At 44.3% G+C, this 26,339-nt stretch carries 25 protein-coding genes, 2 tRNA genes and 1 pseudogene; 17 read left to right on the forward strand and 11 right to left on the reverse strand.

Going from position 1 to position 26,339, the window contains the following annotated elements:
• Positions 1-146 (forward strand): annotated as a pseudogene (locus FTV34_RS12680) (IS4 family transposase); the annotation flags it as partial.
• A 63-nt stretch (positions 147-209) separates the two neighbouring features.
• Here FTV34_RS12680 and uvrA read toward each other — a convergent pair.
• Entirely contained in the window at positions 210-3,041 is a 2,832-nt protein-coding gene (uvrA, locus tag FTV34_RS12685; RefSeq protein ID WP_180070436.1) for an excinuclease ABC subunit UvrA, read from the reverse strand.
• 293 nt (positions 3,042-3,334) lie between these two features.
• Entirely contained in the window at positions 3,335-4,006 is a 672-nt protein-coding gene (gene tenA / locus FTV34_RS12690; RefSeq protein ID WP_180017533.1) for a thiaminase II, read from the reverse strand.
• Between the two features lie 222 nt (positions 4,007-4,228).
• On the opposite strand from tenA, the gene FTV34_RS12695 reads away from it, so the two are divergent.
• The 4 genes from FTV34_RS12695 to ssb all read left to right on the forward strand — a co-directional run bounded on the left by FTV34_RS12695 (position 4,229) and on the right by ssb (position 8,683).
• Positions 4,229-5,320, forward strand: a complete 1,092-nt coding sequence (locus FTV34_RS12695; RefSeq protein WP_004781554.1) for a DUF475 domain-containing protein — start codon at positions 4,229-4,231, stop codon at positions 5,318-5,320.
• Between the two features lie 182 nt (positions 5,321-5,502).
• On the forward strand, positions 5,503-6,558 hold the full coding sequence (locus FTV34_RS12700; protein WP_180070438.1) for an RNA-guided endonuclease TnpB family protein: 1,056 nt from the start codon (positions 5,503-5,505) through the stop codon (positions 6,556-6,558).
• Positions 6,559-6,682: 124 nt separating this feature from the next.
• Positions 6,683-8,047, forward strand: a complete 1,365-nt coding sequence (locus FTV34_RS12705) for an MFS transporter (protein ID WP_034170221.1) — start codon at positions 6,683-6,685, stop codon at positions 8,045-8,047.
• 51 nt (positions 8,048-8,098) lie between these two features.
• Positions 8,099-8,683, forward strand: a complete 585-nt coding sequence (gene ssb, locus FTV34_RS12710) for a single-stranded DNA-binding protein (protein ID WP_180070444.1) — start codon at positions 8,099-8,101, stop codon at positions 8,681-8,683.
• 69 nt (positions 8,684-8,752) lie between these two features.
• Here ssb and FTV34_RS12715 read toward each other — a convergent pair whose 3' ends face one another.
• Entirely contained in the window at positions 8,753-9,217 is a 465-nt protein-coding gene (locus FTV34_RS12715; RefSeq protein WP_180070446.1) for a hotdog fold domain-containing protein, read from the reverse strand.
• A gap of 139 nt (positions 9,218-9,356) precedes the next feature.
• Between FTV34_RS12715 and FTV34_RS12720 the strand changes: the two genes are divergently transcribed.
• From FTV34_RS12720 to FTV34_RS12740, 5 genes are all read left to right on the forward strand, one after another.
• Positions 9,357-10,001, forward strand: coding sequence for a TetR/AcrR family transcriptional regulator (locus FTV34_RS12720; RefSeq protein ID WP_180070448.1), 645 nt, complete (start codon positions 9,357-9,359; stop codon positions 9,999-10,001).
• Positions 10,002-10,152: 151 nt separating this feature from the next.
• Positions 10,153-10,716, forward strand: coding sequence for an alkyl hydroperoxide reductase subunit C (gene ahpC, locus FTV34_RS12725; RefSeq protein ID WP_005232609.1), 564 nt, complete (start codon positions 10,153-10,155; stop codon positions 10,714-10,716).
• A gap of 246 nt (positions 10,717-10,962) precedes the next feature.
• Positions 10,963-11,841 carry a pirin family protein gene (locus FTV34_RS12730; protein WP_180070450.1) on the forward strand — a complete coding sequence of 293 codons (879 nt, stop codon included), beginning with the start codon at positions 10,963-10,965 and terminating at the stop codon, positions 11,839-11,841.
• Positions 11,842-12,254: 413 nt separating this feature from the next.
• Positions 12,255-13,562, forward strand: coding sequence for an FAD-dependent oxidoreductase (locus FTV34_RS12735; RefSeq protein WP_125279600.1), 1,308 nt, complete (start codon positions 12,255-12,257; stop codon positions 13,560-13,562).
• Between the two features lie 3 nt (positions 13,563-13,565).
• Positions 13,566-14,405 carry a cyclopropane-fatty-acyl-phospholipid synthase family protein gene (locus tag FTV34_RS12740; RefSeq protein WP_180070451.1) on the forward strand — a complete coding sequence of 280 codons (840 nt, stop codon included), beginning with the start codon at positions 13,566-13,568 and terminating at the stop codon, positions 14,403-14,405.
• An 81-nt stretch (positions 14,406-14,486) separates the two neighbouring features.
• Here the strand turns inward: FTV34_RS12740 and FTV34_RS12745 are convergent.
• From FTV34_RS12745 to FTV34_RS12760, 4 genes are all read right to left on the reverse strand, one after another.
• Positions 14,487-14,562 (reverse strand) — tRNA-Thr (locus FTV34_RS12745).
• A gap of 205 nt (positions 14,563-14,767) precedes the next feature.
• Positions 14,768-14,995, reverse strand: a complete 228-nt coding sequence (locus tag FTV34_RS12750) for a hypothetical protein (protein ID WP_004781576.1) — start codon at positions 14,993-14,995, stop codon at positions 14,768-14,770.
• 438 nt (positions 14,996-15,433) lie between these two features.
• Entirely contained in the window at positions 15,434-15,634 is a 201-nt protein-coding gene (locus tag FTV34_RS12755; protein WP_180070453.1) for a hypothetical protein, read from the reverse strand.
• A gap of 205 nt (positions 15,635-15,839) precedes the next feature.
• Positions 15,840-15,930: transfer RNA gene (locus FTV34_RS12760), tRNA-Ser, on the reverse strand.
• A gap of 121 nt (positions 15,931-16,051) precedes the next feature.
• Here FTV34_RS12760 and FTV34_RS12765 point away from each other — a divergent pair.
• Positions 16,052-17,932, forward strand: coding sequence for a potassium transporter Kup (locus FTV34_RS12765; RefSeq protein WP_104426719.1), 1,881 nt, complete (start codon positions 16,052-16,054; stop codon positions 17,930-17,932).
• A 67-nt stretch (positions 17,933-17,999) separates the two neighbouring features.
• Here the strand turns inward: FTV34_RS12765 and FTV34_RS12770 are convergent, their stop codons facing one another.
• On the reverse strand, positions 18,000-18,557 hold the full coding sequence (locus FTV34_RS12770; protein WP_180052761.1) for a hypothetical protein: 558 nt from the start codon (positions 18,555-18,557) through the stop codon (positions 18,000-18,002).
• A 266-nt stretch (positions 18,558-18,823) separates the two neighbouring features.
• Between FTV34_RS12770 and FTV34_RS12775 the strand changes: the two genes are divergently transcribed.
• Complete coding sequence (locus tag FTV34_RS12775) at positions 18,824-19,921, forward strand: DNA/RNA non-specific endonuclease (protein ID WP_180070455.1); 1,098 nt, start codon at positions 18,824-18,826, stop codon at positions 19,919-19,921.
• Between the two features lie 85 nt (positions 19,922-20,006).
• Positions 20,007-20,252: a hypothetical protein gene (locus tag FTV34_RS12780; protein ID WP_004781584.1), complete on the forward strand. Its 246-nt coding sequence runs from the start codon at positions 20,007-20,009 to the stop codon at positions 20,250-20,252.
• 72 nt (positions 20,253-20,324) lie between these two features.
• Here FTV34_RS12780 and FTV34_RS12785 read toward each other — a convergent pair whose 3' ends face one another.
• Complete coding sequence (locus tag FTV34_RS12785) at positions 20,325-21,395, reverse strand: AraC family transcriptional regulator (protein ID WP_180070457.1); 1,071 nt, start codon at positions 21,393-21,395, stop codon at positions 20,325-20,327.
• A gap of 108 nt (positions 21,396-21,503) precedes the next feature.
• Here FTV34_RS12785 and FTV34_RS12790 point away from each other — a divergent pair, with 108 nt between their 5' ends.
• Positions 21,504-22,097, forward strand: a complete 594-nt coding sequence (locus FTV34_RS12790) for a hypothetical protein (protein ID WP_179991945.1) — start codon at positions 21,504-21,506, stop codon at positions 22,095-22,097.
• Between the two features lie 338 nt (positions 22,098-22,435).
• On the opposite strand, the gene hisF is transcribed toward FTV34_RS12790, so the two are convergent.
• Complete coding sequence (hisF, locus tag FTV34_RS12795) at positions 22,436-23,194, reverse strand: imidazole glycerol phosphate synthase subunit HisF (protein ID WP_004781588.1); 759 nt, start codon at positions 23,192-23,194, stop codon at positions 22,436-22,438.
• A gap of 113 nt (positions 23,195-23,307) precedes the next feature.
• Between hisF and FTV34_RS12800 the strand changes: the two genes are divergently transcribed.
• The 3 genes from FTV34_RS12800 to FTV34_RS12810 are packed head-to-tail and all read left to right on the forward strand — an operon-like array spanning position 23,308 to position 25,324.
• Positions 23,308-24,255: a homoserine kinase gene (locus FTV34_RS12800; protein ID WP_034170208.1), complete on the forward strand. Its 948-nt coding sequence runs from the start codon at positions 23,308-23,310 to the stop codon at positions 24,253-24,255.
• A 26-nt stretch (positions 24,256-24,281) separates the two neighbouring features.
• Complete coding sequence (locus tag FTV34_RS12805; protein WP_034170207.1) at positions 24,282-24,908, forward strand: DUF1294 domain-containing protein; 627 nt, start codon at positions 24,282-24,284, stop codon at positions 24,906-24,908.
• A 20-nt stretch (positions 24,909-24,928) separates the two neighbouring features.
• Entirely contained in the window at positions 24,929-25,324 is a 396-nt protein-coding gene (locus FTV34_RS12810; RefSeq protein ID WP_004781593.1) for a hypothetical protein, read from the forward strand.
• 61 nt (positions 25,325-25,385) lie between these two features.
• Here the strand turns inward: FTV34_RS12810 and FTV34_RS12815 are convergent, their stop codons facing one another.
• Positions 25,386-26,315: a DMT family transporter gene (locus FTV34_RS12815; RefSeq protein WP_180070458.1), complete on the reverse strand. Its 930-nt coding sequence runs from the start codon at positions 26,313-26,315 to the stop codon at positions 25,386-25,388.
• Positions 26,316-26,339 lie beyond the last annotated feature (24 nt).

Here is a 26,339-nt window from a genome sequence, read left to right on the forward strand (position 1 = left end):
ATTTAGGAAAAACAGGTTGGACAGTTCAACGTTTACTCAGAATAATTCAAGTGAATTTGTTTGAAAGAAGAACTTTAAAAGCTTTATTTTCACCCGATAAAATACCCATAAAACAAGAGGAAGCTCATTTGAGCTTCCTCTTGTGAAAAATTGTGGGACAGCAATGGGGCACTCTCTCCTTTTTCAAAGGAGGATTGGAGAGAATAAAATTACTTCAATAACGGCTTTAAGAATTTCCCTGTATGTGAAGCCTTAACTTTCACAACATCTTCCGGAGTACCTTCCGCGATAATCATACCGCCACCCGCACCACCTTCAGGCCCAAGGTCTACCACCCAGTCTGCAGTCTTGATCACATCCAAGTTATGTTCAATCACAACAATGGTATTCCCTTTATTGCGTAGCTCATGCAGGATGTCCAGCAGCTTGGCAATATCATGGAAATGCAGACCAGTGGTTGGCTCATCCAGGACATACAGGGTTTTACCGGTATCCCGTTTGGCCAGCTCACGTGCCAGTTTTACCCGTTGTGCTTCACCACCGGAAAGAGTGGTAGCAGACTGACCCAGACGGATATAACCTAAGCCCACCTGATTCAGCGTTTCCAGACGACGGTGAATCACTGGAATCGCATCAAAGAAATGCATAGCATCTTCAACGGTCATCTGCAATACATCAGAAATATTCTTGCCTTTGTAGTTCACTTCCAGCGTTTCACGGTTGTAACGCTTGCCATGACAGGCGTCACACGGCACATACATATCCGGCAGAAAGTGCATCGCTACCTTAATCATGCCATCACCTTCACAGGCCTCACAGCGTCCGCCTTTCACGTTAAACGAGAAACGGCCAGCGGTATAACCACGCGCTTTGGCTTCCGGAGTCTGTGAAAACAGTTCACGAATTGGAGTAAACAAACCGGTATAAGTTGCTGGGTTCGAACGTGGCGTACGGCCAATCGGGCTCTGGTCAATATCAACCACTTTATCCAGAAATTGCAGACCATCAATTGAGTCAAACTTCTCAGCAGTTAGCGTGGTTGCACCATTCAGCTGAGTCGCTGCTAGTGGCAACAGAGTCCGGTTAATCAACGTAGATTTACCAGAACCTGAAACACCGGTGACACAAGTCATGATTCCCAATGGAATGGTCAGATCGACTTTCTTCAGGTTATGCCCGGCAGCACCCATCAATTTGATCTGTTCTTCCGGTTTTGGTGGCTGAACCCGTTTTTTCGGCACTTCAATTTTCAGTTTGCCAGACAGATATTTACCGGTCAGGGAATCTTTATTTTTAGCGAGTTCCTGATAGGTTCCTTCTGCAATCACATGACCGCCATGCACACCGGCACCCGGACCAATATCAATAATATGGTCTGCAGCACGAATTGCATCTTCATCATGTTCGACCACTAAAACGGTATTACCGAGATCACGCAGACGAATCAGGGTTTGTAACAGGCGATCATTATCACGCTGATGCAGACCAATCGAAGGTTCATCCAGCACATACATCACACCCATGAGGCCAGCACCAATTTGTGAAGCCAGACGGATACGCTGTGCTTCACCACCAGACAAGGTTTCGGCAGAACGGGACAGACTCAAATAGTTCAGACCGACAGATACCAGGAAGTGCAGGCGTTCACGGATTTCCTTGAAAATCTTGTCCGCAATTTCACCACGCGCACCTTCCAGATTAATGCCCTGATAATAGCTCTCGGCATCGCCAATCGACATGCGGGTAACGTCGGCAATGGTCTTGTCCAGAATTTTCACATTACGTGAGATTTCATTCAGACGTGAACCATCACAAGCATCACAAGCGGCATTGGATAGATACTGCGCCAGATCATCACGCACATAATTGCTTTCGGTTTCGCGGTAACGGCGTTCCAGATGCGGCAAAATACCTTCAAATGGCATCACCCGGTTATGACGACGACCACGTTCATCAATATAGCTCAGGTCAATTTTTTCTTTGCCGGTACCGTACAGGAATTTTTTCTTGGTATTGGCATCCAGTTCATTCCAAGGCATTTCCAGAGAAAAACCAAAATGCTCAGCTACTTTTTGCAGCATGCCATAATAATATGGACGCTGACGGTCCCAGCCACGAATCGCACCCTGGCTAATGCTGACCTCCTGATTGGGAATCAGTTTGTCTGCACTAAAATGGCTACGGGTACCCAAACCATCACAGACCGGGCAGGCACCGAAGGGATTGTTAAATGAAAACAGGCGTGGCTCCAGTTCAGCCACAGCGCGGTCACATTCCGGACAGGAGTGTTTGGCAGAAAACACGCGATCATCATTTTCGCCTTTCATCCAGGACAGGATCGCAATATCTCCACCGAGACGCAGTGCAGTTTCAAAACTTTCTGCAATCCGGTTACCGAGATCATCACGCACCTTAAAGCGGTCAACCACGACTTCAATAGTATGTTTTTTCTTTTTGTCCAACTCAGGTGGCGGATCAATTTCCATGATCTCGCCATCGACACGTGCACGCACAAAGCCCTGGCTTTGCAGTTGCTCAAATAACGCTGTGTACTCACCCTTACGTTCACGCACGACAGGCGCTAACAATAACAGCGCAGTGCCTTCTTCCAGTTCTTTAACCGCATCGACCATTTCAGTTACGGTCTGTGCCACCATGGGCAGATCGTGTTCCGGACAGTAAGGTGTACCTACGCGTGCATAGAGCAGACGTAAATAGTCATAGATTTCGGTAATGGTACCTACAGTCGAACGCGGGTTATGGCTAGTCGATTTCTGTTCGATAGCAATGGCTGGGCTTAAACCCTCAATCGAATCAACTTCCGGCTTTTCCATTTGCGAAAGGAATTGACGCGCGTAGGCAGACAGAGATTCTACATAACGGCGTTGACCTTCCGCATATAACGTATCGAATGCCAATGAGGACTTACCTGAACCAGACAGTCCCGTAATCACCACAAACTTGTCGCGTGGAATATCAAGGTTCACATTTTTCAGGTTATGGGTACGTGCACCTCGAATACGGATGTGACTTTGGCTCATGCAATGATCCTAGAAAATTCATCAAAAACCTTTATATGATACCGAATGAAAAATGTTCAAGTGCAAATAAAAGTATTTTAAACGTCAAGTTGTGTCGGATATTGGTCAAAAGATCAGTACTAAAGCAACTGGGGGAAAATGTAGATTAGATTTGCTCTTTTCCAAACATCTAATGGATGAAATTTCATGATGCATAACTCCATCGAAATTAGCTTCACTTTCCATCATTTAGGGTTTGGCTTAAAAATAAAAAAGCCCTGTATTAAACAGGACTCAGTCAATAGAAACTAAAATTAATCATCCAGACCTAGCCATTGGCGTTGTTCATAAGCACTATCCCAGAACAGCCATTCCAGACGTGCTGCATGGGTATAGGCCTGATGCATTTTTTCCAGAGTATCAGCATCGACCCGCGCTGCCACCCGATCCACAGTAGCAATTACATTGCGTACCGCTGTATGAAAATCCTCACCGGCATAGGTATCAATCCAGGCCTGATACGGATTATTCGGCGCTGCCTTATCGACAATATCCTTACCCACTTCTGCATAGATCCAGAAACATGGCAAAAGGGCAGCTAGAACCACCGGATAACTTTCTGCCCAGGCCGTTGCCTGTAAATAAGAAGTGTAATGATGGCAGGCCAGAGTCAAAGGTGTATTTTCAAATTGGGTTTTGCTGATGCCAAAATCCTGCATAAAGCCATCATGCAGGCTGCGTTCGACCACAATGGCAGTTTTAGCGGCTTCACTGAACTGAATTACATCATCTGCTTCAAAAGCTTTGGCTGCACAGACCGCCAGCGCACGGCCATAGGCCAGTAAATAATGCGCATCCTGAATCACATAATGACTAAAAGCTTCACGGCTTAATGTTCCCTGCGCCAGCTGCTGGTTAAAAGGCAGCGCCAATGTCTTTTGATAAAGTCCGAGATTACGTTGCCATACGTCTTGAGAGAAACTCATACTGAAATCCTTAGCAGTTGAAGTCAAAATATCCAGCACTATAGCAAAGATGAATCTGTTTAAAAGATCAGCAAATCTGAAAAGCAGAAAATACCTAAAAATGGTTCAGGAAGTGCTTTGGTTTAGGCGGCAAAAGTTTCATAATTGGGACAACTTTGAGTCTTAGTATTTCTCTACGTTTAAAGAAATGCATTTAATGAAATTTATCTAAGGTCGATATATATGTTGAAACACTTTGGTTTCTCAATCGTATTTTCGATCGTGTGCCTTGGTTTGTCTGCTTATTGGGGATTCACCCATGGTCCGGAAGCGGGCCTGCAAACCATGTTCACAGCACTGACCATCACCGCTATTCTGGCGATTATGGAAGTGTCGTTGTCGTTTGATAACGCGGTTGTCAATGCATCCGTCCTGCGCGGTTGGGATCATTTCTGGAAAATGATTTTCCTGACGGTCGGGATTCTGGTTGCAGTTTTCGGGATGCGCCTGATTTTCCCGGTGGTCATTGTGGCCGTGACTGCGGATATGGGCTTTATGGAAGTGGTGCAGCTCGCCTTAAATGCACCAAAAGAATATTCGGCTAAACTGATGGCACATCATGCCGAGATTTCTGCCTTTGGTGGTGCCTTCCTGATGCTGGTATTTCTGAACTTCTTCCTGGATGAAGAAAAAGACACCCACTGGTTCCGCATGCTGGAACGCCGTCTGGCGCATCTGGCAAACGTTCCGGCGATGTCAGTCTTTATTACCCTGATTGCCTTATTAATCATGGATTTTCAGGTCGAAGAAGCAAAACGTCTGGATGTTATTCTGGCAGGGATCTGGGGAATCGTGATTTATATCGGGGTACAGGTCCTAAGCCATATGTTAGGTGGGGAACCGGAAGTAGACGAAGAGGGCAACGCCGTTCGTCATGATGCTGAAGGCGTACCGACTGGCGTGGTGAAAGCCGGCTTTGGTGGTTTCCTTTACCTAGAAGTACTCGATGCATCTTTCAGTTTCGACGGGGTAATCGGGGCCTTTGCGATTACATCTGACGTGGTAATCATCATGCTAGGCCTGGCCATCGGTGCGATGTTCGTGCGTTCGATGACTATTTACCTGGTCGATAAAGGCACGCTGGATGCCTATATCTATTTGGAACATGGCGCGCACTATGCGATTGGTGCTCTGGCATTTATCATGCTGGCAAGCAGTACCGGTGTACATATCCCTGAAGTGGTGACTGGTCTGATCGGTGTGGCTTTCATTATCTGGGCAGTCATTGCTTCGATCCAATATACCAAGCGTCAGTTATTAAAAGCAGGCAAATAGCCCCGTGATCGCTGAACAGAAGCGTAGCTCCGGCTACGCTTTTTTATCCATTGGAGCGTAAAACCTCGTGGTTCAGCACGAGGATATAAGCGACTGGAGTAAACCACATGAACGACACGAAATGTCGTTTTAAATACTTGTACTATAGTCACTATTAAGAAAAATACTGTTAAAATAATTGGATGAAGACACTCAAATTACGCATAAAAGACAAACATTGCAAGGTGCTAAATCAGTTAGCATCCGAAGTAAATTTTGTTTGGAATTATGTCAATGATTTGTGTTTTAAACATCTTCAAAAAAAACAACAATTCTTTTCAGCATACGATATTGCAAAATACACGAAAGGCACATCGAAAGAATGCAACTTGCACAGTCAAACTATTCAGGCAGTGACAGAAGAATTGGTCACAAGACGCAAGCAGTTCAAAAAAGCAAAACTAAAATGGCGTGTCAGTAATAAAAAATCAGCTAGACGTTCACTAGGTTGGATACCGTTTAAAAAGGTTGCAATCAAATATGCTGATGGCTGTGTTCAATATGGTAAACACCAATTCAAGTTATGGGATAGTTACGGTTTAAGTCAATACAGGGTTAAAACAGGCTCATTCGTTGAAGATAGCCGAGGCCGTTGGTATGTATGTCTTGTAGTTGACAATGCTAAAACAAAAACCACCGCTAAAACCTCAATTGGCATAGATTTAGGTTTAAAAGATTTAGCCACTTGTTCAGATGGTGTAAAACTTAAAGCCCCTCAAATCTATCGGAAATATGAACAAAAACTTGGTATTGCTCAACGTGCAAAAAATAAAAAACGAGTGAAAGCAATTCACGCCAAGATTAAAAATGTAAGACAAAACATGCTGCATCAATTCAGCCATAAACTAGTAAAAGAACATGCAGCAATCTTCGTTGGCAATGTGAATGGCAAAGCATTAGCGCAAACCAAACTAGCCAAGTCTGTGTTAGATGCCAGTTGGACAACACTAAGAACCATGCTCAAGTATAAATGCGAGAACGCAGGGGTATGGTATGAAGAAGTCAATGAAGCCTATACCACCCAAACTTGTTCGTGCTGTGGCTCACGCTCCAGTAGTCCGAAAGGTAGAGCAGGTTTAGGAATAAGAGAGTGGCAGTGTGGTGAGTGTGGTAGCTCATGGGATCGGGATGTAAATTCCGCACTGAATATTCTTGCGCTCGGGCATGAGCGTCTAGCAGTAGGAATCCCCTTGCTTTAGCTGGGGGAGGATGTCAATTTTCAGATAGTCCTCATCTTTATTTCAAATAAAATTCATGCATTCCTTTGAGCGGAATGGCCTATAATCTACGCATCAAGATTAACTAACTCGATCGCCAGACTTTATGATGAATGCCTTAGAACGTCGCTCGACCTTTGCCCTGAGCAGTATTTTCGCACTGCGCATGCTGGGGTTGTTTATGATCATCCCTGTATTCTCGGTAGCAGGGCAGTCATATGAATATGCTACGCCGGCACTGATTGGTCTGGCGGTGGGTATTTATGGCCTGACACAGGCCATTTTACAGATTCCGTTTAGCCTGATTGCAGACCGCTATAGCCGTAAGCCACTGGTGGTTTTGGGCTTGTTGCTATTCGCTCTAGGTGGTGCGATTGCTGCAATGTCTGACACCATTTATGGCGTGATCATCGGTCGTGCGATTGCGGGTGGTGGAGCAGTTTCAGCAGTGGTAATGGCCTTACTGGCCGATGTGACCCGCGAAGAAAACCGCATGAAAGCCATGGCGGTGATGGGCATGAGTATCGGCCTGTCCTTTGTGGTGGCCTTTACCATGGGGCCGTGGGTGACAGGACTGGTCGGCATTTCCGGTCTGTTCTGGGTGACCACCGTAATGGGCTTGGCTGCGATTGCGATGTTGTTGATGGTCCCTAAAGTTACCCGTCATCATAAAAATTTTCAGCAGGGCTATCTGGAGCAGCTAAAACAGGTCCTGAAAATGGGGGATCTGAACCGTCTGCATATTTCAGTATTTACCCTGCATTTGCTGCTCACAGCCATGTTTATTTATGTGCCATCGCAACTGATTGAAGTTGCTGAACTGCCATTATCGAGCCATGGTTGGGTCTATCTGCCGCTGCTGGTCGTCAGTCTGTTTTTTGCCTTCCCGAGCATTGTACTGGCAGAGAAATATCGCAAGATGCGCAGTATTTTCCTGACAGCGATTGGCGGGATTATTCTGGGTCTGTTGATCATGATTTTTGGCTTTGAATCCAAATATGTGCTGATCGGTGGATTAGGTTTATTCTTTATTGCCTTTAACGTCATGGAAGCCTTATTGCCCTCATGGTTGTCCAAAGCAGCCCCGATTCAATCTAAAGCCACTGCGATGGGCGTGAATGCCAGTAGTCAGTTTCTGGGCGCGTTTTTTGGCGGGATTATCGGTGGACAATTGTTGTTACTCAACAACACTTCGCTCGGTTGGAGTATTTTATCGGCAATTGCTATAATTTGGCTGCTCATGAGTTTTGGGTTGGCTCAACCACGCTATCTTTCATCGCTCGTGCTTCGTCTGCCAGAGAGTAAACAAACAGATGAATGGACTTCTCAACTTTTGGCGATTCGTGGTATTGAAGAGGTTGTGGTCATGTCTGAACAGCAAGTCGCCTTTGTCAAGGTCGATAAACAGCAGGTTGATGATGTTTCGCGACAACAATTAACGCACTTGTTAGGTAAAGAGGTAGCCATTTAAACATAACTCTTATAAAGTAAAATATAGAAATAAATAGGAAGTGTACGTCTGATGCGTGGTGTTAATAAGGTCATTTTAGTTGGTACTTTAGGTCGAGATCCTGAGACCAAAACTTTCCCAAATGGTGGTTCTCTCACTCAATTCTCTATCGCAACCAGCGATTCATGGACTGATAAAAATACGGGCGAACGTAAAGAGCAAACCGAATGGCATCGTATTGTGCTGCATAACCGTTTAGGTGAAATTGCACAGCAATATCTGCGCAAAGGTTCTAAAGTTTATATCGAAGGTTCATTACGTACCCGTCAATGGACAGATCAAAGCGGTCAAGAACGCTACACAACGGAAATCCGTGGTGAGCAAATGCAAATGCTGGATTCTGGTCGTCCACAAGGCGAGCAGGGCGATAACGGTTTTAACCAGCCACGTTTTAATAACAATAACCAGGCTGGCGGTTATGGCAATAATCCACAAGGTGGTTATAGCTCAGCGCCTCAGCAAGGTGGTTTTAACAATAATCAGGGCAGTGGTTATGGCAACAATAACCAAAATAACCAAGGTAGTTATGCGCCGAAGTCTGCACCTGCTCCAGTAGCAGCACCTGCAGCCGATCTGGATGATGATCTTCCGTTCTAATCCCGACATTAGAAAGGCAAATCATCATCAAAACCCGCCATTTGGCGGGTTTTTCATATCTGGGTTCTTCTATTTTTTCACTGAGACCCACATCGTGATCACCGCCCGAAACACAACTTCTTCTGCAGTATCTTTAATTTCTACATTGACCAGATAATCGCTGCCTTCCTTCCATATAAAGTTAGGCTCGGCGGGTGTCGCAATCGCAACTAGGTCAGTAGTAGCTTTTTTGACATATTCGACCTGCATACCCTTGGGAATCCAGCGATGAGTTTTCGGAACGGTTGCATCGGTCATGGTACCGCCTGCCAGTTCAGCCATGTTACACATGGCAATCGCGTGTACAGTGCCTAAATGATTCAGTACGGCACGATGTTTCTTAATGCTCACTGCACAATAACCAAGCTTTAAATCTTCAAACAATGGAGAAATACTGCCGAAATAAGGTGCTTTTAGACAAAGTAATTTAGAAAAAAGATATTTACCGGCTGGCTTATTTTCTAAGCTTTTCCAGATTTTTAGGGCTTGGCTCATTTATAACTTCCTGTATATTATTTTTTAATCAGAATAATATTCTCATACAGAATATTATTCTGTATTGGCGCATCTGACAAAAACCAGACATCAGGCTGCCAGCCTGCTTTTAAAAATAGAGAGGATTTAAATATTAAAGATGCAAAACATGGAATTGCTGGAAAGGATTTTTAAGGGAAGACGGGCTTTACTCAAACGTCAGATTCTGGAATGTGCATTGACAGAGTTTCTGCGTACAGGCATTGCTGCGACTACGATTGAAATGATCCGTGATCAGGCCGATACCAGTATCGGGGCGATCTACCATCATTTTAAAAACAAGGAAGGGATCATTGCAGCACTGTATATTTCAGCACTTACAGATCAGTCGGAGCAGCGTTTGCAGGCTTTGTCACAAGTTCAGGGTATTGAACGAGGTATACAGGCAGTGATTCAGAGTTATATCGATTGGGTTGTAGCATATCCTGATTTTGCCCGCTTTCTTTATGCCGCGCATCATACAGTTCAAAATAGTGACTTCAAAGAGGAATTGCAGCAGTCGAATCAGCAGCGCAATCAGGAATTAAAACAATGGCTGGCTCAGCAGGCAGATATCAGTCAATTACAAGCTATTCCCTTAGAACTGCTTATGTCACTGATCATTGGACCCACTGAAAGTTATTGCTGGAGCTGGTTATCTAGTCGAGTCCACGCCTCTCCTAAACACTATGCAGCAGCCTTGGCAAAATCGGCCTGGAAATCTATACAGCATTTTCAAGAAAGTAAAACCGTCAAAATCGATTAAACAAATCAGAAAGATAAAAATAAAAGGAACTATAAATCTAAAAAACCGATAGTTTTAATAAAAAGTTACGGTTTTACCTATTGGTGATTTTTGCGTATTCTTAACTACATCAAATGAACACACACTTTCACGAATAGATAGGAATAGACTTATGAGTTTAATCAATACTGAAGTTAAGCCATTCAACGCAACTGCTTACCACAATGGCCAATTTATTGAAGTGTCTGAGCAAGACATGAAAGGCAAATGGTCTGTAGTATTTTTCTATCCTGCTGACTTCACATTTGTTTGTCCAACAGAATTAGGCGATCTTGCTGATCAGTATGCTGAATTCCAGAAACTGGGCGTAGAAATCTACTCAGTATCTACCGACACGCACTTCACGCACAAAGCTTGGCACGATACTTCTGACGTGATTGGTAAAATCCAGTATCCAATGATCGGCGATCCAACCTGGACTTTGGCGAAAAACTTTGAAGTGCTGATTGAAGCTGATGGTCTGGCGGATCGTGGTACTTTCGTGATCGATCCAGACGGTAAAATCCAGATCGTTGAAATCAACGCGGGCGGTATCGGTCGTGACGCGCAAGAACTGCTTCGTAAAGTAAAAGCGGCTCAATATGTACACGCTCACCCAGGTGAAGTATGTCCTGCAAAATGGAAAGAAGGTGAAGCGACTCTTGCTCCTTCAATCGACCTGGTCGGTAAAATCTAATTCGATAACACTTTATCGAAATTGAAAAAACCCAGCCCTCAGCGCTGGGTTTTTTATTGTCTACTGCTCATGACTACTTAAATTAACGTCTTATGAGCAAAGCTAAAGTTATAAGTAGCTACACAGAAATCTAAGAGTCGAATCATCTTATATTTGAAATACTGCATTCTATAAGTACGGTATTGATGACTGCTGATAAAGCTTAAAATGGCTGCATGTTCATCCTATTGTATATAGGAGTAAAAGATGAAAAAAGTCATTGGTGTCTACCGTAATCAAAACATGCACTGGGTCGGTGACGGCTTCCCGGTGAAAAACCTGTTTTCTTATGATCGTCTGGGGCAGGCCATTAGTCCATTTCTACTGCTGGACTATGCAGCGCCGTATCATTTTGCATCGACTACTGAGCAGCATGGTGTAGGTTCGCATCCGCATCGTGGTTTTGAAACTGTAACCTTGGCTTATCAGGGTGCAGTGACCCACCAGGACTCCAGTGGCGGTGGCGGTACGATTCAGACCGGCGATGTGCAGTGGATGACAGCGGGTGCCGGAGTGGTGCATGAAGAATTTCATTCCCTAGATTTTGCTCAAAAGGGCGGTCTGTTTGAAATGGTTCAACTCTGGGTCAACTTGCCAGCCAAAGATAAAATGACCGCGCCACGTTATCAGGCCATTACTGCAGCTGAGATTCCACGGATTGAAATGGATGAAGGCGCAGGACATATTCGGGTGATTGCCGGAGAGTTCGGAGGCCATTATGGGCCAGCACATACCTTTAGTCCGGTAAATGTCTGGGACGGCGAGCTAAAAGCGGAGTATGAAACTACGTTGCATGTGCCTACCGGACATAATGCTTTGCTGGTTGTACTGGCGGGTGAGCTGGTGGTAAATGGCAGTCAAAAAGTCCTGGATAGCTCTATTGTCATGTTTGCGCGCGATGATGATCCTGAAATTCAGCTACAGGCCGATCAGGACACTAAATTTCTGCTCTTGACCGGTGAGCCGCTGAATGAACCTATTCAAGGCTATGGCCCATTTGTGATGAATACCAAGGAAGAAATTATTCAGGCATTTCAAGATTTTAATCAGGGTAAATTTGGTGAAATCGCGGTACAGGCCGAATAATACAGTCAGTCTTAAAACAAAGAAGCCTCTGCACAAGCAGAGGCTTTTTTTCTAATGCGCTGGAATTTCTTGTCGTTTTTACGAGTTTCTGGGATAAATTCATTTTGTTTATCTCTATGAATTTATCTCTTTCTTGTGCTGCATATTATAGGGTATTTCGCAGTCTTTGTAAACCGATGATTAAAAAATCGGTTAATTAAGCCATTTGTTTTTTAAAGATTTATTTTTAAATATTTAAATATGACGATAGTTTAAGTCACTCTATATAAAGACGTTTTTTGCTATTCAAAAAATGTAATTTATTTGTAAAGTTGCGTTAACCTAGACTTACGAAAAAAAAGTATTCTGGAAGATTTTAATAACCTATTTGCTGAAAGCATGGTTCATAATTTCTTTTAGTTTTTCAATGACGGATGATCAGATTGGATATCGCAGTAATTGGTAGTGGCATGGCTGGACTGGCTACTGCCAGAATTCTTCAGGACGCAGGACATCGCATTACTATTTTTGAAGCGCTTCAAGGTCGCGGCATGGACAGTCATAGTCTCGAATTTGAAGGAGGCCTCATTGACGCACCTTTACGTGTGATGAATCCTTATCTGTGGAAAAATACCTTAAGTCTGGCGACTCATCTGGGCATTAAAACTTACCCGGTACGTACCTATATGGCCTGTAGCTGGCTGTTTGAAGACCGGGTAGAAACCTGGCTAACCACATCACGTAGCCGGATTGGCAATATTCCGATTATCAATAACCGCAAAGGCATCCAGCAATATGGCTGGCGTCTGGTCAAAGGTTTGCTGCAACTCAAAACAGCCTTGGCAAAATTCTTTAAATCCAAAAATCAGGACATCAGCCTGGCAGAATTTATCAATCGCAATGAGATTGAAGAAGTGTTCTGGCATGGTGCGGTGATGCCGGTGCTGTATACCATCTGTACCTGTAACCCGAAAACTATTGGTGAATGGCCAGCCAAACCGCTATTGATTTTCCTGCGTCAGCTAACGGATGGTGATGCCTTGTTACGTATGCAGGGCGGTACTCCGGCTTTGGTAGACAAACTGATTGAAGGCATTCACATTGAAAGTGGTGCACCAATTGTCTCAGTGAAAGAGCAGGGCGACAAAGTACTGGTAGAAAATGCAGCGGGTCTGTCGAAAACCTTCGATCGCGTCGTGGTGGCGACACCAACCAATCATATTGATGAATTCCTGGATCATGAACAGTTTGGCCGTGATATCGAGCTGTTAAAGAAATTCAAATTTGAACAGGGTGAATTGGTCATTCACCGCGATAGCAGCGTGATGCCACCAAAGCGTAAGGATTGGGCTGTACTCAGCTATATGATGGATCGCAAGTTTACCCGTCAGCAATTTACGGTTTGGCTGAATGCGGTTGAACCGAGTCTGGTGGGTAAATCACCGGTATTCCAGACCTGGCGCCCTGTGACTGAGATTGATCCGAAAAAAGTGATTTCATCAGTGACCTTGACCCGTGCGGTAGTAGATGCCAATACCATCGCTCTCAATAAGGAATTACAGCATCGTCATCTGGAAATGAACCGTAAAGTGTTCTACTGCGGTTCGTGGTCATCGGATGGTTTGCCAATTCTGGAATCTGCTGTGACTTCTGCTATGAAAATTGCCGCAATTATGGGGGCACCGTTGCCATTTGAAGGACTTAAACCTAAGATCGAGGTAGCACCCCAACTCGGTTATTGATTGATGCAATGGTTTCAGGCACTTCGTCAGCGTCTTCCTCAACATAAATATGCAATTGATGCATCGTTGCTGGGAGATCTGTCACAGTTGCCCTGGAGCAATCTGGGTTATTGGTGGGCAGGGCAGCAGAATTATGTAGCTGCCTGTCGAACTTTGGCCGACCGTTTGGCAGAAACGGTCGGTTTAAATTCAAAGGATAAATTGCTGGATCTGGGCTGTGGCCAGGGTGCCAGCCTGTTGCACTGGCAGCAACACTATCAGGTGCAATATCTGGCTGGTGTAGAACTTCAGCCTGCTTGTGTGGCGAATATTCAGCAACATTTACCTAATCTCAATGCCATCTATCCGGCTTCTTTCCTGCGTTTAAAAGACATGCATTTTTCCCAGCGCTTTGATGTGGTGCTATGTCTGGATGCTGCCTATCATAGTTCCGTTCCCGAACTTCTAGATCAGGTACGCAGTGTTTTGAACACCAATGCACGGATTGGCTTTCATCATCTGATCTTGTCGGAAAAATGGGACAGCTTGAATGCGCTGCAAAAGCGTAAATATCAGTTTCTGCTGAAATCCGCCGATGTCAATTTAAAAAACCTGATGTTGAAAAATGAGCTTTATCATTGTTTGGAAAATTTTGAATTTAAGAATATTCAGATTGAAGATCTGTCCGAAGCGGTATTTTCAGGTTTTGCTGATTATGTAAATCAGAATTTAAATTCAAAGAAATTGAAACAAAAAGGCAAAAGACTGGATCAGTTTAAAATCCAGATGACGGCAAAGCTTTGTCAGAAGTTATATCAGGATGGGATTGTAAGATATGTGCAGGTGACGGCACAGGCGATCTGAGTATTCAAGGCAAAAAACAGCTATATAAAAATACCAAGCCCAGAAACATCAAAGCCTCACTAAAAAGCGAGGCTAAGAAAATGGTGCCGGCACACGGATTCGAACTGTGGACCTACTGATTACAAGTCAGTTGCTCTACCAACTGAGCTATGCCGGCGTTGTGGAGTGCATTTTACAGATTTTTCCTAAGGGCGCAAGCCAAAAAATAACCGTTCAATCTTATAACCAATTTTTTATTGCTGATCATTGAATCATCTTCACTCAGGCATCTACATTTAAATCATGAAATTGCCCATATCAGTGATATGGGCAAGGATAAGGGGTTGATATTTAAAATCTATTATGAGTGAGTTAAAAGGGAATTATCTGCTTTTGAGTATCCGATCCAGGTCTTGTGCGCATTCCTCTAAAGTAAAGGCCATATCAAACTGCATTTGAGGTTTGAGTTCTTGAGCGAGACTTCTCCACTGTTCAATTAATTTTAGGGCTTTTTGAATCTTATGTTTGTTGACGTCTTTGGCAATGGTCGGGGTATAACCACCGCGTTTGGCATTTTTTATCTGTTTCATGTAGTTTGCGCTGTTATTCATGTCCACTCTCCGAATAGCAGTGTTTCCACTTTTTTCTAACCCAAATAAGGAAGACTCAAGCAATAACGTTTTCTATCTTTAGGTTTTTATTCTCCTTTTATCCTGTTTTGATTCCACCATAACATAGCGATGATGACAATTAAATTAAGCTATTTTTATGCCAGTTTTTGTCTCCATCATATAAATAAACTAAAAGAAGAACATAAAGTTAAGAAATTAATAAAAATGGATATATCATGGTTTTATCCAGAGAATTTATTTCAATATATCCCAACCTATATCCTTACATCTTTAAATCTATCAAAAGAAAAGGCAAGCAATACTCATCTCAAAAATAACCAGTAAAATGAATTATCCTTTTTCAATTCATCTGTCCAAGATGCTCACTTTTAAGGTTTTAGACTATAAAAAAAGCCCAATATAAAATTGGGCTAGGGCTTAAGGCTCGACTTCTAGCGGATCACCATCTTCAGGACGAAGATGACGTGTGCCATCATCCGCAGGATCTACACTTGATCCATCCTTGGTGATCGGATTGTACATTTCATCCTCTTTTTTATCGTCAGTGAACTCCTCATCTTCGAAATCCAGAGGCTCATTATCATCCTCAAAATTTAGGGGTTTTTCATCATCTTTCATAGCGATCCATCATTTTTTACCAAGATAGGATCATGCTCGAATATTCCTCAGTGTCATTCAACAGCCATCCGGCATCATTTATGTAACTTGTATAGTTATTCTTTTATTTTTAATCCATTCCCTAATAATTTCGGCAACAAAAAAGGCTTAAACCCTTTAGATTTAAACCTTTTGAGACATCATGTGGCGACATGATAATGATATTTGGCGGTGAGAGAGGGATTCGAACCCTCGATACGCTATAAACGTATACACACTTTCCAGGCGTGCTCCTTCAGCCACTCGGACACCTCACCATGGCCGTGGATGATATAGAAAAAAAGCCAGTCTGCCAAGCTTGAAACAATTGATTTGCGGAAAAACTTTGAGCGCAGTGTTATGATTCGCAAAAATGCTTGTTAAAAACGAAGACGATATATGCAAAGCACTGCACAGAAAGCAGCTCTCCCGGTAATTACGCTGGCTGCGCTTGGGGTTGTTTTTGGAGATATTGGAACCAGTCCATTGTATGCACTACGCCAATGTTTTCTGACGTCGCACCTTGCCATTAGTGAAGCTTCGGTGTTGGGCATTTTGTCCTTGATCTTCTGGTGCATCATGCTGACGGTGAGCTTTAAATACGTCACCATTATCATGCGTGCCGATAACAACGGTGAGGGCGGAATCATGTCCTTACTAGCTCTCAATTTGCGAACCACACGCATTTCTGATGACAAGAAAATTTACCTGATTGCGCTCGGCTTTATTGGGGCATCGCTGTTTTTTGGTGACGGGATCATTACCCCGGCAATTTCTGTGTTATCTGCGGTTGAAGGGCTGAGTATAGCCACACCTGTGTTTAATCAATGGTTAGAACCTCTATCGATCGGGATTATTGCGGGACTCTTTCTGGTACAACGTCATGGTACTGGAACCATGGGCAAATTTTTTGGTCCGTTGACCTTACTCTGGTTCCTGTCAATTGGTGGTTTCGGTTTGTGGAGTATTATTCAGACCCCGACAGTACTGGCTATGGTGAATCCATACTGGGCCTATCATTTTGTGGTCGATCAGCCTTTTGTAGCCTTCTTGACCATGGGCGCCGTGATTCTGACCATGACTGGTGGTGAAGCCATTTATGCCGATATGGGGCATTTTGGTCGTCTGCCGATTCGTCTGGCTTGGTTCATTATCGTATTGCCATGTTTGTTGCTCAATTATGCTGGACAAGGGGCATTATTGCTGCGCCGTCCTGAAGCACTGGAAAATCCTTTTTATATGCTGCTTCCGGAATGGGGCTTATATCCAATGATTGGTTTGGCCACAGCAGCTGCTGTGATCGCCTCACAGGCCGTCATTACCGGGGTATTCTCCATGGTGAATCAGGCCATTCAACTGCGTTATTTGCCACGCCTGAGTGTAAAGCACACATCAGCCGAAGAGCGTGGCCAGATTTATCTGCCCTTCATTAACTGGATGCTGTTTATTTCTGTAGTGATTCTGATTTTACTCTTTGAAAATAGCGCCCGCTTGGCGAGTGCTTATGGGGTCGCAGTCACCATGACTATGCTGTGTGGCACCATTTTAATTAGCATTCTGGCTTATGGTTTCTGGCGCTGGCCAATCTGGAAAGTGGTGTTATTTGCCACACCATTCCTGATGCTGGATCTGGTTTTTGTAGCCTCAACATCTTTAAAAATTGCATCAGGTGGCTGGGTGCCGATCCTGCTCGGGGCGGCATTATTTACGATTCTGATGACCTGGAAAGATGGTCGTGCACTGGTTCTGAACCGTCTGGAAAAAGATGCGCTACCGATTGACTTGTTCATTAAGAGTATCTCAATTGGGGGAGGCACCAAGTTTGTGCCGGGTGAAGCGATTTTCCTGACCGGAACTCCGACCATTGTGCCGCATGCGATGTTGCACAATATTAAGCACAACAAGGTGCTACATGAGCGCAATATTCTGGTAACAGTCATTACCCGGGATATTCCTTTTGTAGGTGATGAAGAACGGATTAAACTGGAAAAACTCAGTGAGCATTTTTATCGAGTGACAATGTATTACGGGTTTAAGGATCAGCCAAATATCCCGGAAGCATTGCAGCATGCGTATGCAGAATGGGGCTTTGAATATGACCTGATGCAGATCAGTTTCTTTATCTCCCGGGAACGGATTATGCATACGGTGGGAGAGGGAATGGCACCTTGGCGGGAAAAACTGTTTGTTTCCATGCAGCGTAATACCAGTCCGGTCAGCGACTTCTACCAGATTCCGACCAACCGGGTGGTTGAACTGGGTAGCCAGATCGAGATGTAAAAATAAAAAAACCAGAGCTAGGCTCTGGTTTTTTTAGGGGAGAGAATTTAGAAAGCTTTATAACAAATTATTGTTCTGTTGCTTCTGTCTCAACCGGCATTTCAGGGGCGGCGTTTAAAGGTGCATCTACCGCAGGATCAGCTTCAGCTTCTACTGCAATTTCAGTTTGCTCAGTCATCGCAGCCGCTTCAGGTGCAGCAGCTTGCTGTTCTTCAAGAGCTGGTTGCTCTACAGCTTCACCCATAGTCATTTCCTGTTCTGTAGCAGGGGCTGCTGGTTCAGACTCAAGATTGGCTGGAGCTGGATTGGTATCCGGCATTTCTGGTTGTGCAACAGGTGCATCAGGCATGCCTGGTGTTGGCATTGGCTGATTTGGCATTGATTGTTGTGGCTGCTGGCCTGGCTGAGCAGGTGCAGACATTGGCTGGTTTACCAGACGGATCTGTCCAGAGTTCACCAGGCTTTCCAGTGAGGCTTGCTGACCATTTACAGTGGTACTAATTTTAGCTTTAGATAAGCTTTCAAGTGTTTCACCCGCTTGTACAGGAGGCTCAGCGAATGCGCCGGCACTGATCACACTTGTAAATATTCCGAGACCTAATAACTTAGATAGTTTGGAATTCATAAATTAACTCCATTGCTAATAATTGTACGTAATTTGAGTAGTCAAATAGCTTTGCACACTCAAGACGAGGTCACAATCAAAGCTACTTAAAGGTTAAAAAACCGCGCTGAAAGCTCACTAAAAAAACGACACTTTGTTACAAGATTTAAGAATATAGGGGTGGATTGTGTAATTATTAGGCAAATAAAGAGGGTAAGATATACTTCATATACATGGCTTGTTAAGCTCGCAAAACCCCCGATTTTGATCTTAAAAGCACGTGTAGCATGGCAAAGAAGCAGCGTAAGTCGAAGAATTCAGTTTTTCAATTTTTTAATGAAAATAGCGTGAAAGTGATCCTGGCAATGGTCGCTTCCGGGAGTTTTGCGATTGCGTTTGGCCAGGAGAAAATCAGTCAGTGGATTTCTTTGCCTTCTACATCGAATTCGAGCTGTCTGGAACAGTTTTACCGGGACATCCCGCCTTACTTAATGAAAGACAGCCTGAAAAAAGACAGTTATTCACTGTGTTTTAATGGCTTTAATGTGGGTTATTCTGGGGTATCCAAAACGCCACTTTGGGTGGCGGAGGCCTTAACACCGAAGCGTCTGAGCCAGAAAATTCCACGTGAAGACAACTTCCATGAAGAAACACGACTAAATGCTGCTCATCGTGCGACTTTGGCTGACTACCGTGGTTCAGGCTATGACCGTGGCCATATGGCGCCAAATGCAGATATGCAAAATAAAGCTTCACAGTCTGACAGTTTCTCGCTGGCCAATATGGTCCCGCAGGCACCAAAGAACAATCAGCAGGTTTGGCGTGAGCTGGAAGAAGCAACCCGTGCCATTGTGACCAAGCAGAAGCAGGACGTATATGTAGTGACCGGGCCGGTCTTTGCTGCCAAAAAGCTGAAAACTATTGGCAAGGGTGTAATTGTACCAACTGCCGTGTATAAAGCGATCTACATGCCGAAAACTGGTGCCATTGGTGCCTACTATGCACCTAATGATAATTCGCTCAAGGTTCGCATTGTCAGTGTCTGCTATCTGGAAGAGCAGCTCGGCATTAACCTGTTTCCTCAGTTAACTGAAGAACAGAAACGCAATACCTATCATCTGCCGTTGACTGCAAATGCTGTGAAGGCCAACCAGAAAATTGCCTATTCGAATTGGGATGCAGAAAGCCAGTGTGCTGAAGATGTGCCGAAAGAAGATCTAGAAAAACTGCAGCGTGAGTTCAAACCGTTAGCCTCAAGTTCAGCCAGTACAAGCAATACCAGCTCATCAGTTAATAAGAACGGGATCGATCATGATACTCAGGATACGATTGTTAAACAGCTGATTGAGGCCTTGTTGCAATACATCCTGCAGCTGCTGAAATAGTGAAAAGGAGCTTGCTGTAAAAAGCAGGCTTCAGGTAGCATGCTGAAGACAGGTGAGTAAAAATAATAAAACAGAGTAGAAATTAATGTTTAAAGCATTTGAAAATGGAACCGAATCGCATGCGATTCATGATCTGACAGTTGAGAATGATCTGGACTGTGTCAGTCTGTATGGCAATCTGCAAATTACCAAAGACCAGGCTGGTCTCAAGGCAGCCAAAGTCTTGCAGGCACTGTTAAATGATATTGTGCAGCAACTCGAAGAAACACCGGATCTGCCAGAAAAAATTGAACGCAATGATGCAGATGAAATTGAAAATCCATTTTTATAGAAATTTCTTAATCACTATTCTGGCTAGAAAAAAGCTTCTTTAATGAGGAGCTTTTTTATTTTATTCAAATTTTTAAATCTGATGTGGGACATTAATCTCTGCAGTAGCAGGATAGTCCAGAAATTTTTCCTGCACCTGGGTTTCCAGGTATTCTGAGCGCCATTGTTGTGGGGTCTGAGCCGTCCACTGCTTGAAGGCACGCTGAAATGCGCTCTGCTCAGAATAGCCAAGCAGCATGCTGATTTCCTGCAGACTCAGATGAGGGTCTTTCAGATATTGCATGGCCATCATGCAGCGGATTTCCTGCATACGCTGCTGATAGGTCTGACCCTGTTTTTGCAGGTAACGTTGTAGCTGACGTACAGAAAAATTCATCTGTTTGGCGATATGTTCAATCTGGAACATATTTTTCTGCAGACCCACCAGAATCGCCTGTTGCAAGCGCTGATCAATCTGGGTGGAGTTCGGAAGTTTTTCCAGCACCGCTTCTGCCTGTTGCATCAGTAATTTCTGTAAGGTCTGATCGCCTTTCTTTAAAGGCGTAGACATTTCACTCACAGGAATCAGTACCTGGTTTCTGGCCTGACCAAAACGGACCTTGCAGCGGAAATACTGTTCATAGACCGCAATATTTTTATTGACCGGATGCTGAAAATGGACTTCATGCAGATGCAGTTGATGCTGGTCCAGAATGCTTGAGCGAATAAATTCAGTCATGAGTGCGATGGCAATCTCGTCTGTGAGTTGCGTACTCACTTTAAACGGAATTTCGCTCCAGGAAATGGACAGGTAATCTCTATCCAGACTGACCTGTAAAGGACTACCATCATAGATCAGGCGATGATAGTCATGATAACGCATAAAGGCTTCGCCCAGCGTTTCACTGGATAATGCCAGATAGCCAATAATACCCAGATGCTTGGCCTGCACCAGTTGCGCGATTTCCAGGCCGAGTGCTGGCCGCTGCAACTCCTGGTCCAACTGGCTGAGCAGATCACGCCAGAGAATATAATCAAAACGCTCCAGGTTCTGGATCGCAAACAATTTCTTGGGAATGTCCAGTTGTTTGAGCTGGTAATAGTCCAAAAGCAAATGTCCTAAACCACCATATACCGAACCGACATAATCTTGGGGAACGTGCATTTTTTAATTCTTTTGTTCTGTCGTTTTTTGTCAATGATATTGAAATTATCGGTCAATATCTAGCCCTTTGTTTGACCTATAGTGTAAACAAACAGGGAGGAAAAGATCATGTGGAAAGGCTTTCTAGCAGGACTGGTCGTAGCCAATGGCTTTGAATGGTTTGCGCATAAATATGTGCTGCATGGTACGCATCGAGCAGGGCAGACGCGTTATAGCCCAGTGCCGGACAGCATGCGTTCACATTGGGAACATCATCGTGAAGTTCGCAAGACCAGATTTTCTGATTATGCCTATGTGGAAGGTTTGAAAAACTGGCGAATCCGCAATGAAATCGGTTCACTGGCCGTCGCAGCAAGCGTATTCGGGCTGGCTTTTTATCCCTTGTCCAAAGGTATGTTTTTGGCCACGCTGTATAGTGCAGGCAATTATTTCTATATGCATCGGCGAGCACATCTGGAGCCAGAATGGGCCAGAAAAAAAATTCCTTGGCATTATGATCACCATATGAATAGTAACCAAGACGCCAACTGGTGTGTAACCAAGCCCTGGTTTGATTATTTGATGGGAACCCGGGTGATTTCCTCAGCAGATTTACAGGAAAAAAATCCCCTTGGTATTGTCTTGCCGGAACAGATCTCTATGCGCTTAACCCACTTAACCCAGCGTTATTTCCCGGCTAAATGGGCTAAAGATCGTGATTAAATAACTTAAATTTCGAGTAATCTGCCACATAAAATGTTAACCATTTCTCACTTTGGTTAACCCTGTCGTGATTTGTCAATAAATTCTGCATATATTGTCAATATTGCGCTCAGGATTTCACCTATATTTGCGTCTGTTGATGATTGAAAGTCTTATCAACCTGCATACAGATTGAGTTATATTGTAAATGTCAAAGATACCAAGTGCTGTAGTTCTTCTTGGTTTTTATAGGGAGTCGCAAGACTCCTTTTTTTTGTCCAGAATTTAAATGATTTCTAAGAATAATGCATAAAAAAAGAGCGTGATATTCACGCTCTTTTTCATTTGAAGGCTGTCGTTTAAAGACGCATTTCAATACCTTGAGCAGCTAGATAAGCCTTGGCCTCAGGAATGGTATGCTGGCCAAAGTGGAAAATAGAGGCGGCAAGTACTGCATCGGCACCACCATGGATAATCCCGTCAGCCAGATGCTGCAAGTTGCCTACGCCACCAGAGGCAATCGTTGGTACAGTGACGCGGTCATTAATGGCACGCATGAGTGGAATGTCATAACCTGCTTTGGTGCCATCGGCATCCATAGAGGTAATTAACAGTTCGCCTGCGCCGTAGCTGGCCATTTTTTCTGCCCATTCCAGGGCATCAATGCCGGTCGGTTTGCGTCCGCCGTGGGTAAAGATTTCCCATTTATTCTCGCCAGTTTTTTTGGCATCAATCGCTACCACGATACATTGCGCGCCAAAACGCTGTGAGGCTTCCTGTACAAACTCAGGGTTGAAGACGGCTGCCGAGTTGATGCTGACTTTGTCTGCACCTGCATTTAATAGTAGACGAATATCTTCGACTTTACGCACGCCACCGCCTACGGTAAGCGGTACGAATACAGATTCAGCCATACGCTCAACGGTACGGTAAGTGGTGTCGCGTCCATGATGTGTAGCGGTAATATCAAGGAAAGTAATTTCATCGGCACCTTGTTCATTATAACGGCGTGCCACTTCTACCGGGTCACCCGCATCACGAATATCAAGGAACTGAACACCCTTGACTACGCGACCGTTGTCGACGTCCAGACAAGGAATAATACGTTTAGCTAGCATAAATTTTTCCAATTATTACAGCCGATTATGAAACTCATCCACGCAAGCGCTACACCTTGGTAGATGGAAACGGTATTCTAGCAAAAATATGTAAGTTTTTTCGCAGGTTTTCTATGTCGGTTTATACCACTTTGACTTTAAAGGAAGTTCAGGATTTCGCAGCACCTTATGGACTTGAGGTGATTGATCTGATTCCCATTCAAGGAGGTATCCAGAATACGAACTATTTTCTGGTCTGCGAAAACCAGCAATATGTGCTGACCGTTTTTGAAGATATGGATGAACAGGCCGCTGGAGAACTGGTGCCGGTCTTGCAGCATCTGGGTCAGGCAGGTCTGGCCGTACCGGTGCCTTTATCCCATTCAGGCAAAGCCATTCATACGCTAAAAAATAAGCCGGCACAAATTGCACCACGCATGATGGGCGAGCATCCGATGCCATCTACCGTTGCGCAGGCGGAAGCGATTGCCATTGCTCAGGCCAAAATGCATGTCGCACTGAAAGATTTTAAACTTGAGCGCGCCTTTGTCCGTGACCATGCCTACTGGTATAACGTAGCACAGGAAATTAAACCGAGCCTGAACGCAGCAGATAAAGTCTTACTGGGAAAACTTCTGGGCCTGTATGAAGCTTTAACCGCAGTATATCCAGATCGTCCACGTGGCTTTATCCATTCAGATCTGTTCCGTGACAATACCCTGTTTGAGGGTGATCAGCTGAAAGGTATTCTGGACTTTTACGAGCTGAATAAAGATGAATTCCTGTTTGATATTGCAATTACTTTAAATGACTTCTGTACCAATTATCCGGAAGTTACTTTAAATGAAGAAAAGGCCAATGCCTTTTTAAAAGCCTATGAAACTGTGCGTCCATTGACTGAGGATGAAAAATCATGTCTGGAGCTTTACCTGGCAATGGCTGCGGGCCGTTTCTGGATGATGCGTTTACAGGTGGCACAGAAAAATGCGGCTGAAGGCCGCACCGGTGAAGATATTCTGCAAAAAAATCCGGAAGAGATGCGTAACATGCTGATTGAACGTTTAAAATTTGTGACAGCTTAAATTAAAAATAAACAGGAACAGGCAAAATGCGCGATCAGGGACGTTTGGTAGAATGGTTTGATGACAAAGGCTATGGCTTTATTCAGCCCAATGATCCGGCCAAAGATCGCGTGTTTTTGCATATCAAAGATTTTGCCCGTCCCGGTCCACGGCCAATTGTTGGTTGTGCGCTAGATTATCTGGTGATTCTAGATGAGCAGGGACGTTATCGTGCCCAGCAGGTTATGTACCTGAAAGCATCACAAACCAAAACGGCAAAAACAAAAACTAAAACATCAGGCCGAAGCCAGCCAGAAAAACTACAGCCGATGCAGGTTGCTTCTGTGGCCTATATTTTGGTACTGGCGGGACTCAGTTTAGCCGGATTGTTGAGTGGAATGATCCTGTTACTGGTGAGCCTGATGAATGTCCTCAGTTACTGGCTATATGCCCAGGATAAGGAAGCGGCACAACTGGGCAATCGCCGTATTCCAGAAAATACCCTGCATCTGGTGGCATTTCTAGGAGGGTGGCCGGCCGCCTGGCTGGCACAGCAAAAATTACGTCATAAAACACAAAAACAACCCTTCCGGCAAATTTATTTTTGTACTATAGCTTTTAACATCATTTTGATTATATGGCTGATTTCTCCCTTTAACAGCCTGAATATCTAGAAACAACCACAGGAGCGTAGATGAACTATTCAATTGATAAAGACTCAAATCGCACGCTAACCCTGATTCTTTATATCTTATATATCGTGGCCATTTTTAGTGGTGGCTTGCTGGCAGTGATTGCACTGATTATTAACTATGTGAAGCGCTCGGATGTACGAGGCTCGATTTTTGAAAGCCACTTTACCTGGCAAATCCGCAGTTTCTGGTGGTATCTATTCTGGAATATTGTAGCCTTTGTGCCGTTCCTATTCCTGTTCTTTACCCATGAAGATCCGGACCTGTTTGCAGGGGTTGCTTTTGGTGCATCCACTTTCTGTCTGGTTGTGGTCTTTGTTTCCTGGATCTGGATTGTCTATCGCGCGATTCGCGGCATTATGCGTCTGAATGACAATCGACCGATGTATACCAAATAAGATTAGCTATATTTCTCTAGATAAAAAACTCCCCCTTTTCTAAGAGGGGGAGCTCATAAGCTTAGGAAAGATCTTCCTTCAACTCTTCTATTTTTTCTTTTCTAAAAAACTTTGGCTTCCATTCGCTGGCAATCACCCCAAGTACCACCATCAATCCGCCTAGAAGTGCCAGCGCAGGCAAACGTTCTCCCGCCATACGTCCAAATAAACTTGCCCAGATCGGTTCACCGGCATAAATAATTGCAGCTTGGGAAGGATCTACTATTTCCTGTGCCCAGTTCATCACTAGCTGAATACAGGCACTGGCAATACCGAGACCGACCAAAATACCTGCCAGATGCCAATGGAAGTCAGGTAACTGTGATTCACCCAGCATCGGTGCCATCAGAAAACAAAATAACGAGGCAAAAATGAGTTGTAGCACGGTGACACGCCGAGTATTCACCTTCGGAGCAAAATGACTGATAAAAATAATCTCAAGCGCAATGGCAATCGAGCCGAGCAAAGTCAAAGCCTGACCAAAATTCAGCTGAATGGCACCAAAGCCATTACCGGTTAAAAAGACCAAGCCAAGAAAGGCAAACAGGGCACCGACCCAGGTCATAAAATGTGGTTTCTTACGAAATAGCAGCCACAGCATTAGAGGCACTAAGGGAACATATAGCGCAGTCAAAAAGGCCGATTCACTGCTACTAATCGTTTGCAAGCCCACCGTTTGTGTTCCATAACCGATCGCAATCACAGCCCCAATGATGGCACCCGCTGCCACTTCTTTAAGCGTCATGCCTTTCAAGTGCTTCAGCGACAGCAGAGTTACGGCAATTGCCGCTGCTGCAAAACGTAATCCGACAAAGATCACCGGACTACTAAAATTCAGACCATATTGTACGGTGATAAAACTGCCGCCCCAGATAATCGTAATCAGGATCAGAGCAAGTTGAGGAACTTTCGTCCTCCAGGTAGAGGATGTTTGGGAAACAGATGTCGACATGGGAGAGAGGATCAAAAAATTGAA

It is taken from the genome of Acinetobacter sp. YH16038 (assembly GCF_013417275.1).
GTDB lineage: Bacteria > Pseudomonadota > Gammaproteobacteria > Pseudomonadales > Moraxellaceae > Acinetobacter.